Origin of the sequence: Mycobacterium sp. (assembly GCF_049673265.1) — a bacterium.
Classification (GTDB): Bacteria; Actinomycetota; Actinomycetes; order Mycobacteriales; family Mycobacteriaceae; genus Mycobacterium.
Map to the genome: position 1 here is coordinate 1 of NZ_JBATXN010000622.1, position 7,367 is coordinate 7,367.

General features: G+C 64.4%; 7 protein-coding genes and 1 pseudogene. 3 read left to right on the forward strand and 5 right to left on the reverse strand.

Annotated elements, in window-relative coordinates:
• Positions 1-153, reverse strand: a pseudogene (locus tag WBF82_RS20975) (TetR/AcrR family transcriptional regulator); the annotation flags it as partial.
• A 29-nt stretch (positions 154-182) separates the two neighbouring features.
• Positions 183-329, reverse strand: a complete 147-nt coding sequence (locus tag WBF82_RS20980; protein WP_424384854.1) for a hypothetical protein — start codon at positions 327-329, stop codon at positions 183-185.
• Between the two features lie 192 nt (positions 330-521).
• Between WBF82_RS20980 and WBF82_RS20985 the strand changes: the two genes are divergently transcribed.
• Together WBF82_RS20985 and WBF82_RS20990 are read left to right on the forward strand one after the other, a co-directional pair.
• Entirely contained in the window at positions 522-1,322 is an 801-nt protein-coding gene (locus WBF82_RS20985) for a crotonase/enoyl-CoA hydratase family protein (protein WP_424384855.1), read from the forward strand.
• 42 nt (positions 1,323-1,364) lie between these two features.
• Positions 1,365-3,200, forward strand: a complete 1,836-nt coding sequence (locus WBF82_RS20990; RefSeq protein ID WP_424384856.1) for an acyl-CoA dehydrogenase — start codon at positions 1,365-1,367, stop codon at positions 3,198-3,200.
• Here WBF82_RS20990 and WBF82_RS20995 read toward each other — a convergent pair.
• Positions 3,197-3,817, reverse strand: coding sequence for a TetR/AcrR family transcriptional regulator (locus WBF82_RS20995; protein ID WP_424384857.1), 621 nt, complete (start codon positions 3,815-3,817; stop codon positions 3,197-3,199). The genes WBF82_RS20990 and WBF82_RS20995 overlap by 4 nt on opposite strands.
• A gap of 95 nt (positions 3,818-3,912) precedes the next feature.
• Here WBF82_RS20995 and WBF82_RS21000 point away from each other — a divergent pair, with 95 nt between their 5' ends.
• On the forward strand, positions 3,913-5,091 hold the full coding sequence (locus WBF82_RS21000; RefSeq protein ID WP_424384858.1) for an aromatic ring-hydroxylating oxygenase subunit alpha: 1,179 nt from the start codon (positions 3,913-3,915) through the stop codon (positions 5,089-5,091).
• On the opposite strand, the gene WBF82_RS21005 is transcribed toward WBF82_RS21000, so the two are convergent.
• Both WBF82_RS21005 and WBF82_RS21010 read right to left on the reverse strand, forming a co-directional pair.
• Positions 5,088-6,557, reverse strand: coding sequence for an aldehyde dehydrogenase (locus WBF82_RS21005; protein WP_424384859.1), 1,470 nt, complete (start codon positions 6,555-6,557; stop codon positions 5,088-5,090). The two genes, WBF82_RS21000 and WBF82_RS21005, sit on opposite strands and share 4 nt — an antisense overlap.
• Before the next feature lie 120 nt (positions 6,558-6,677).
• A partial coding sequence (locus WBF82_RS21010) for a class I SAM-dependent methyltransferase (protein ID WP_424384860.1) occupies positions 6,678-7,367 on the reverse strand: 690 nt, incomplete at its 5' end.

Below are 7,367 nucleotides of genomic sequence, written 5' to 3' on the forward strand. Positions count from 1 at the left end.
GTACACCGAGCCGCGCGGCGCACCGCTGCGGGTGAGCACCTCGTCGATGGTCACACCTGCCGCGCCGCGTTCACGCATTACCTCGGCGGCGCTGATCAGCATCTTGGTTCGGGTGTCACCGCGCTTACTGCGGGCATGCGTCGCTAACGACATGATCGTTCTGTCCTTTTGCCGTCCGACCGTCACGCAGCGGTCGACTGGCGCAGCTGCCCAAGTCGCTCTGGGGTGGGAGGTTGACCGATCCCGCGGGATCGGAATGACTTGCGGCGTAGATCCGGGATTTCCCGGCTAAAGCGGAAGCCGACGATGTTGAGCTCGACATTCAACATGATTCTCTCCTGGGCGATTATGCAAAGCATCATATACCGGCTACTGCAGCGCAGGCAAGTGCTAATCGACACACGCTCAACGTGGTGCTTAAACCCAGGTAAACCGGGTCATCGCGATGATCAACGTGGCAACACCCCACCGCTGATTATGCTCTATTGCATAATCCGCTGCCGTGCGGTTGACTCGGGCCGATGACAAGCACACTTCCGACCTTGGAAACGGTCACCCTCGAGCGTGACGGTCACGTCTTGCTGATCGGCTTGAACCGACCACACAAGCGCAACGCCTTCACCCGGACGATGCTCACCGACCTGTCCCGCGCCTACGGGCTGCTGGAATCGGACCCGGAGGTGCGCGCCGGTGTGCTGTTCGCGCACGGCGATCACTTCACCGGCGGTCTGGACCTTGTCGACGTCGGCCCCAATATCGCGTCCGGTGATCTGCCCGTGCCGGCGGACGGACGTGACCCCTGGCGCCTGGACGGTTCCTGGACCACCCCGCTTATCACGGTGGCGCACGGCTGGTGCATGACGCTGGGTATCGAGCTGCTGCTGGCGGCCGACGTTCGCATCGCTGCGACGAGCACGCGGTTCGCGCAGCTCGAGGTGCAGCGTGGCATCTATCCGTTCGCGGGCGCGACGCTTCGACTGCCTCGCGAGGCCGGCTGGGGCAATGCCATGCGCTGGCTGCTGACCGGGGACGAGTTCGACGCCGCCGAGGCGCATCGGATCGGTCTGGTCCAGGAGGTGGCCGATGACGGCGCGGCCGCCTTGACGCGCGCCCGCGAGATCGCCCACACCATCGCCGAGCGCGCTGCGCCGCTGGCCGTGCGCGCCACGCTGGCGTCAGCGCACCTGGCCCGCGATCAGGGCGACGCGGCAGCCATCAAGCGGCTACGACCCGACGTGGCCGCCCTGTTCGCCAGCGCCGATGCCGCCGAGGGTGTGCAATCGTTCATCGAGCGTCGCCAAGCCCGATTCCAGGGGAGCTGACGGCGTTAGGCTCGGCCCAGCCGATCGGGGAAGGCGTCAGCCATGGGCCACTACAAGAGCAATGTGCGCGACCTGGAATTCAACCTGTTCGAAACGCTCGGCTTGGAAGAGGTGCTGGCCGACGACGCGTTTGGCGACCTCGACGGCGATTCGGTGCGGGAGATGCTCTCCGAGGCCGCCCGGTTGGCCGAGGGCCCGGTGGCCGAATCGTTCGCCGACGGCGACCGTCACCCGCCGACGTTCGACCCGGACACCCATGTCGTAACCCTGCCGGAACCGTTCAAGAAGTCGCTGGGCGCGTGGCGCGACGGTGAGTGGTTCCGGGTCGGACTCAGCGAAGACGTCGGCGGTGTGCCGGCTCCGTCGATGGTGCAATGGGCGATCAACGAGTTTGTCCTCGGCGCCAACCCGCCGGTGTTCATGTTCATGGCCGGCCCGGTTCTCGCCAACATCCTTTACGGCATCGGCAATGAGCAGCAACGGCATTGGGCCTCGCTGGCGATCGACCGCAACTGGGGTGCCACCATGGTGCTCACCGAACCCGATGCCGGTTCCGACGTCGGCGCCGGCCGCACCAAAGCGACCGACCAGGGTGACGGCACCTGGCACATCGACGGCGTCAAACGGTTCATTACCAATGGCGACACCGATGATCTGTTCGAGAACATCCTGCACATGGTGCTGGCCCGGCCCGAGGGCGCCGCGCCGGGCACCAAGGGTCTGAGCTTATTCCTGGTACCCAAGTACATGCTCGACCCGAAAACCGGTGAACCGGGGGAGCGCAACGGGGCGTTCGTCACCGGGCTGGAACACAAAATGGGGCTGAAGGTTTCGGCCACGTGTGAACTGACATTCGGTCAGCACGGCGTGCCGGCGAAGGGATGGCTGGTCGGCGACCGCCACAACGGGATCGCGCAAATGTTCAAGATCATCGAGTATGCGCGAATGATGGTTGGCACCAAGGCTATTGGGACTTTATCGACCGGTTACCTGAATGCGTTGGAATACGCCAACACCCGGGTCCAGGGCGCTGATCTCACCCAGATGACGGACAAGACCGCGCCGCGGGTCACGATCCTGCACCACCCCGATGTGCGCCGGGCGCTGATGATGCAGAAGTGCTACGCCGAAGGCCTGCGTGCGCTGTACCTCTACACCGCCGCCCACCAAGATCCAGCGGCGGCTGCTGTCGTGTCCGGCGCCGACGCGGAGTTGGCGGAACGAGTCAACGATCTGCTGCTGCCGATCGTCAAGGGAGTGGGCTCGGAGCGGGCCTATCAGACCTTGACCGAATCGCTGCAAACCTTCGGTGGATCCGGCTTCTTGCAGGACTACCCGATCGAGCAATACATCCGCGACGCCAAGATCGACAGCCTCTATGAAGGCACTACCGCGATCCAGGCGCAGGACTTCTTCTTCCGCAAGATCATTCGCGATCACGGCAAAGCGCTGCAACACGTGGTCGCGCAGATCGAGGCGTTCATCGAACGCGACGACGCCCGACCCGAACTCGCCGACGCTCGCCAACGGCTGACCACCGCACTCGAAGATCTGCAAGGTTGGGTCGCCACGATGACCGGCTATCTGGTCGATTCTCAGCAGAGCGCGCGCGAACTCTACCGAGTGGGTTTGGAGTCGGTGCCGTTCCTGCTTGCCGTCGGCGACCTGCTGATCGGATGGCTGCTGCTTCGGCAGGCGGAGATCTCGCTGGCGGCACTCGGCGGCGAGCCCGCAGCCGCCGATCGGGCGTTCTATAACGGAAAAGTTGCTGCGGCAAACTTTTTCGCCAAGAACGTGCTGCCGCGGCTGACTGCTGAGCGCGGGATCGCTGCTAATGTCGATCTGGCGGTCATGGACCTGCGCGAGGAAGCGTTCTAATCGGTTGCGGCGTACGGGTCGATTTCGACAGCGGCGGCGACTTGCCGCCAGAGGACCTCGATGATGCGATCGGGCCGCGGCCGCGGCGTGCGACTCAGCGCGGTGACCATCACCCGCTGCATCGCGCCGAACATCGCAGCGCCGGCCAGTTCGGGATCGATGGATGACGCTAGTTCGCCACGCTTCTGGCCGCGGCGGATGCTGGCGGCCGCGTGCTTGACGACGCTGTCGACATGCCTGTTCTCGGTCAACGCGACCTCAGGCTCGCGAGATAGCCGGGTGTAGATGATGACAGCAACCGGATCGGTGTAGTGGAAGTGCACACCCTTCTCAAGGCGGACGCGTTCATGCTGTACCCATGTCCCCAGATCGTCGAGATCGAGGTCGAGAACCTCGGCGTGTAGCCGGTGGTAAAAATCGTCCAGCAGTGCGCTCACAAGCCCTGCGCGCGACCCGAAGTAGCGGTTGACCAGGCTCGGTACGACGCCTGCCGCCTCTGCGACCCAAGCGATTTCGATATGACCATCGTTGGCGATTGCGGTGTCGCGGGCACAGGCGAGGAGTCGTTCGCGTGTCGCACGCCCCTTTTGGGTCCTCGGTTCAGCAGTCGTGATCACGGGGAGAGCTTACCAAAAAATAAATTGACGTCACTTCAGTTTTGTCATATCGTTCGTGCAAAGCGCAGTCATCGAACCCAAACGGGAGGTTCGCAGTGAGTCCCTTGACAACGCCGCTGGTCGCCGACGATGTGGAGATCGTGCGCCGCATACTCGCTCATATCGACGCCGGGACGACCGATGAAGGTGAGGCGTGGCGCGAACCGGTGGAAAACTACCTAGACCCAGCACGATTCGCCGATGAACAGCGGTTGCTGCGCTCGCTTCCCAGCGTGTTCATTCCATCGGCGGCCATCCCGAGCCCAGGCGACCATGTCGAACGCGTCTGCTTCGGGACGCCGCTGTTCGCGGTTCGTGGCAGCGATCGTCGGGCACGGGTATTCCGAAACGCCTGCCGCCATCGCGGGATGGCTCTGGTTGAGGGTGCCGGATGCTCTCACGCGCTGGTATGCCGGTACCACGGCTGGACTTATCGTCTTGATGGCTCGCTCGCCCATGTTCCGCACGCGGACGCCTTCCCGGATTTGGACGTCTCGGCGCGTGGCCTGGTCGAAATCGCCAGCAATGAGGTCGATGGCCTGATCGTCATCGGCGCGCTGGACCCCGACGCGGCAACTGCTGACGACGCGATGGCGGCACTGACGGACGGCAGCCCGTGGCGCGACAAGCTGTTGCCCGCCCAGCCGCTCGTCGTCAACGAGTCCGCAGTGCGGAACATCAATTGGAAGGTGCTCATCGAGCAATTCCTGGAGGGCTACCACATTCGCTCAACGCACCGGGAGACTTTCTTCCCGCTCCAGTACGACGATCTCAACGTGGTGGAAATGTTTGGGCCGAACAGCCGAATCACGTTCCCATACCGCAACATTGAACGACTCCGGGACCGCGAAGAGCCAACGTGGACGACCAAGGAGCGCATGACATTCCTCTATCAGCTGTTCCCGAACGTGATGATCGCGACGTTTCCGGACCAGGTGAGTGTGGTGGTCGTCGACCCGATCGATGTCGAGCATTCGATGCTCACCACCTATACCTTCGTCACGCCCGAGTTCGCAGACGCGGCTATGATCGCGGCCGCCCAACGAGACGGCGGCAGACCGCCGAGCCTGCTCGAGCAGGGTGTGTTAGAGGACAACGAAATGTCGGCCGGTGTGCAGCGCGGCTTGCGCTCCGGGGCGAATGCGTTCGTGGAGTTCGGACGGCACGAAAGTGCCATCGGGCACTTCCACGCCAACCTCGATCAACGCCTCGCGTTAGTGACTGCCACGGGCTAGCCCTCGAGGGTGTAGCCCATCGGCATCAGCACGCTCTTCTGCTGGGTGAAGTGCTCGACGCCTTCTGGCCCGTTCTCGCGGCCAATGCCTGAGTTCTTGTACCCACCGAATGGACAGCATGGATCGAACGCATACCAGTTGATTGCGTACGTTCCGGTGCGGATCTTTTCCGAAATCTCAATGCCGCGCGGCACGTTGGTGGTCCACACGCTGCCAGCCAGCCCATAAACGGAGTCGTTGGCGATCTTGATCGCGTCTTCCTCGGTGTCGTAAGGGATGATGGAAAGCACCGGCCCAAAGATCTCTTCCTGGGCGATCGTCATCTTGTTGTCGACGTCGGCGAACACGGTGGGCTGAACAAAGAACCCGTCGTCCAGGCCTTCGGGGCGGCCGCCGCCGCACACCAGCCGCGCGCCCTCCTCGATGCCCTTGGCGATATAGCCCTCGACGCGGGCTCGCTGCTTCTCCGAGATCAGCGACCCGATCTGAGCGCCCGCGTCAGACGGCGTCCCCACCGGCAGAGCCTGCACGAAATTGCCTACTGCATCAACGATTTCGTCGTACCGCGACCGCGGCGCCAGAATGCGGGTCTGCGCCACGCAGGCCTGGCCGGTGTTCATGATCCCGGAGAAAACAAGCATCGGGACGGCGGCGGCCAAGTCGACATCGTCGAGGACGATGGCCGCGGACTTGCCGCCGAGCTCCAGGGTGCACGGTTTGAGCATCTCCGCGGCACGGCGGCCGATTTCCTTGCCGACGGCGGAGCTACCGGTGAAGGTGAGGATGTCGACGTCGGGGTTGGAGGTCAGCGCCTGGCCGGTGTCGATCCCGCCGGGCACCACCGAAAGGACACCCTCGGGCAGGCCCGCCTCGGCAAATATCTCCGCGAAAGCATTTGTGCTCAACGGGGTTTCAGCGGCCGGCTTGAGCACGACCGTACAGCCGGCCAGCAGCGCGGGGCCCAGCTTGTTGATCGCCAAAAACAGCGGCACATTCCACGCCACGATCGCGCCCACCACGCCGAGCGGCTCGCGATGCACGATCGTCTGTCCATAGCCGCCGGTGCGGATCTCCTGCCACTTGACCTGGTCGACGGCGGGGCCGGCGAAGAAGTTCATCGCGCCGATGCCGCTCATCCACTGCATGGTCTCGACAGAGGTCGGTGGCTGGCCGGTCTCAAGGCCGAGCAGCTTGGTGAACCCGTCCTTGCGCTCCTCCATCAGCTTGAGCGCGTTGGCGATAACCGCGGCGCGCTCCTTCGGAGGCGTCGTAGGCCAGGGGCCGTTATCGAATGCCGCGCGGGCCGCTGCGACCGCGGCGTCCACGTCGGCCGCCGCCGCCAGTGGCACCTTGCCGACGTATTCGCCGGTGGCCGGGCAGTGCACCTCGATCACTTCGGAGGTCGACGGCTCGGTCCACTTGCCGCCGATGAAAAGCTTGTCGTATTCGGTCTTAATGTCGGACATTTTCCGCCGCTCCTCCTCATCGCTCCGTCCCCCGCAAGCGGGAGGTGCCCCCATGCATCTTCTGCCGGCGGGCATGGGCGCCACCCTACCCAAGCCGGGAAAGAATTAGAACATGTTCCATTACCGCGGCTGAAGGACCAGCACGAGATTGCTCACCAGGAACTCCCGTAGCACCGGCACCGCCGTCAACCACCACGCCCATCTGGGGTGGTAGCGCGGGAACGCGCAGACCAGCGCGCCGGTGCTGGATGCCCAGTTCAGGCCCTCGGCCGCCGAGACCGCGAACAACGACGAGCCGTAGTTGTTTTTGGCGGGGTGACCGTGTTTGCGGGCGTAGCGCGCAGCAGCCCGGGCGCCGCCGAGATAGTGCGTCAGCCCCATCTCGTGCCCACCGAACGGTCCCAGCCAGACGGTGTAAGACAACACGACCAGCCCGCCCGGCCTGGTGACCCGCAGCATCTCGGCGCCGAGCTGCCAAGGCCGTGGGACATGCTCGGCGACGTTGGACGATAGGCAGATGTCCACGCTGTCGTCGGCGAACGGCAGCGCCATTCCTGAGGCGCGGACGAAGGGCCCCGCTTGACCCGCCAAAAATGGACCGCCGGCGTGCATTTCACTCGGATCCGGCTCCACGCCGATGTACCCAAGCCCGGCATCGGTAAAGGCTGTCGCGAAGTATCCGGGCCCGCCTCCGACATCGAGAAGGCGCAGACCCACCGGGCGTTCGCCGCGGATGCCCTGCCAGAGGTCGCTGACCATGTCCGCGGTGTCGGTTGCCAGCGTCCCGTAGAAGCGGGCCGGGTCGCGCTG

Excerpts from the sequence above, each read along its gene's own strand:
- WBF82_RS20985 (WP_424384855.1), top strand. The coding sequence starts at position 522 with ATGACAAGCACACTTCCGACCTTGGAAACGGTCACCCTCGAGCGTGAC.
- WBF82_RS20990 (WP_424384856.1), top strand. The coding sequence starts at position 1,365 with ATGGGCCACTACAAGAGCAATGTGCGCGACCTGGAATTCAACCTGTTC.
- WBF82_RS20980 (WP_424384854.1), bottom strand. The coding sequence starts at position 329 with ATGTTGAATGTCGAGCTCAACATCGTCGGCTTCCGCTTTAGCCGGGAA.
- WBF82_RS21005 (WP_424384859.1), bottom strand. The coding sequence starts at position 6,557 with ATGTCCGACATTAAGACCGAATACGACAAGCTTTTCATCGGCGGCAAG.